We start from the raw sequence: 1,763 nt of genomic DNA, 5'->3' as shown, positions 1-1,763 counted from the left end.
GGATGCCCAGGACCATCGTCCTGAGGCTAGATTTCGCTCCCCAGGCCTTTTGGGCTAGACCCGGCCCCGATGTTTGAGTTCGACGAGCTATGGGGCCGGGCGCTGGACGAGGCGGCCGTGGCGGGACGCAGGCGCCGCTTGCGCCCGGTGGTGAAACTGCCCAACGCGCGGCTGCGCTATGGCGACGGGCCGGCGCTGATCGATTTTTCCTCGAATGACTATCTCGGCCTGGCGCATCATCCGGCGCTGATCGAGACGGCGCGGGATTATGCCCAGCGTTTCGGCGCCGGGGCCGGGGCCTCGCGGCTGGTGGCGGGGAATCTGGCGCCGCTGGAAGAGATCGAGGCCAAGCTGGCGGCGGGGAAGGGGGCGCAGGCGGCCTTGGTGTTCGTCTCCGGCGCGCAGGCGAACCTGACCTTGTTGCCGGCGTTGCTGGATGCGAAAACACTGGGCGCGGCACCGCTGGTTTATGCGGACCGGCTGAACCATGCCAGCCTGATCCAAGGTTGCATCGCGGCCGGGGTAAAGCAGATCAGGTTCCGGCATAACGATCTGGCGCATCTGGAAGAGCTGTTGGCGCGGGATGCGGAATTGGACCGGCCGCGCTTCATCATCACCGAGTCGGTGTTTTCCATGGATGGGGATGGGCCGGATATGGCCGCCCTGCAGGCGCTGGCGGAAAAATTCGGGGCGTTTCTTTATATCGACGAGGCGCATGCGACCGGCGTGCTGGGCGAGACCGGCTTCGGGCTGGCGCATGGTCTGAAAAACGGTCTGGCGATGGGCACGTTCAGCAAGGGGCTGGGCGGGTTCGGCGCCTATGTGGCGGGCTCGGCGATGCTGCGGGAGTATCTGGTCAATCGCTGCGGGGGGGTGATTTATGCCACCGCCCTGCCGCCGGCGGTGCTGGGGGCGATGAACGCGGCGCTGGATTTGATCCCGCAAATGGCGGCTGAGCGGGCACATTTGCACGGGCTGGCAGCGCATCTGCGCGCGCGGCTGCGGGCGATGGGGCTGGATACGGGCGAGAGTTTCACCCAGATCGTGCCGTTGATTCTGGGCGAGGAGGCGAAAGCCCTGGCGCTGGCGGCAGCTTTGGAACGGGATGGGTTTGCGACGGTGGCGATCCGCCCGCCGACGGTGCCGGCCGGCACGTCGCGCTTGCGGCTGGCCTTGTGCGCGCTGCATACGCAAAGCGAGATCGATGCGCTGGCGGATGCGATCGGGCGGTTGCTGTGAGCCTGATCGCGCGGCATTTCGCCAAGGCGGCGACGCGTTATGACGAGATCGCGCAGGTGCAGCCGCGTGTGGCGGCGGCACTGGCGGCAAGGCTGGGCGGGGCGCCACGGCGGATTCTGGAAATCGGCTGCGGGACGGGCGGGTTGAGCGCGCATCTGGCGCGGCTGTTTCCGCAGGCGGAGTTGGTGCTGACGGATATTTCCGCTGAAATGCTGGCGGTTTGCGAAGCGCGCCTGGGAGGGCGCGGGCGGTTTCTGCGGATGGATGGGCAGGCGCCGGATGCGGGGTTGGGGTGCTTCGAGCTGATCGTCTCCAGCCTGGCGATGCAATGGTTTGAGGATTTGCCGGCATCTTTGGAGCGGCTGGCGGCGATGCTGGCCCGAGGTGGCGAAATGCGCTTTGCCACGCTGGGGGCAGGGACGTTCGCGGAATGGCGGGCGGTGCTGGGCGAGGCGGGTGGCTTGCATGATTATCCCGAGGCGCGTGCGTTTCCGTGGCGGGCGCAAATCGAGGCGGAGATGTTT

Annotated in this window: 2 protein-coding genes; both read left to right on the top strand. The window is 67.1% G+C overall.

What is annotated here, in order from left to right:
- Positions 1 to 69: 69 nt before the first annotated feature.
- The gene (locus MXAZACID_RS05765) at positions 70 to 1,239 is read left to right on the top strand and encodes an 8-amino-7-oxononanoate synthase (RefSeq protein WP_008493215.1); all 1,170 of its coding nucleotides are present in this window, start codon (positions 70 to 72) and stop codon (positions 1,237 to 1,239) included.
- A partial coding sequence (locus MXAZACID_RS05760; RefSeq protein ID WP_008493214.1) for a methyltransferase domain-containing protein occupies positions 1,236 to 1,763 on the top strand: 528 nt, incomplete at its 3' end. The genes MXAZACID_RS05765 and MXAZACID_RS05760, both read left to right, overlap by 4 nt.

Origin of the sequence: Acidocella sp. MX-AZ02 (assembly GCF_000306035.1) — a bacterium.
GTDB lineage: Bacteria > Pseudomonadota > Alphaproteobacteria > Acetobacterales > Acetobacteraceae > Acidocella > Acidocella facilis.
This window is presented reverse-complemented; position numbering and strand designations above follow the sequence as displayed.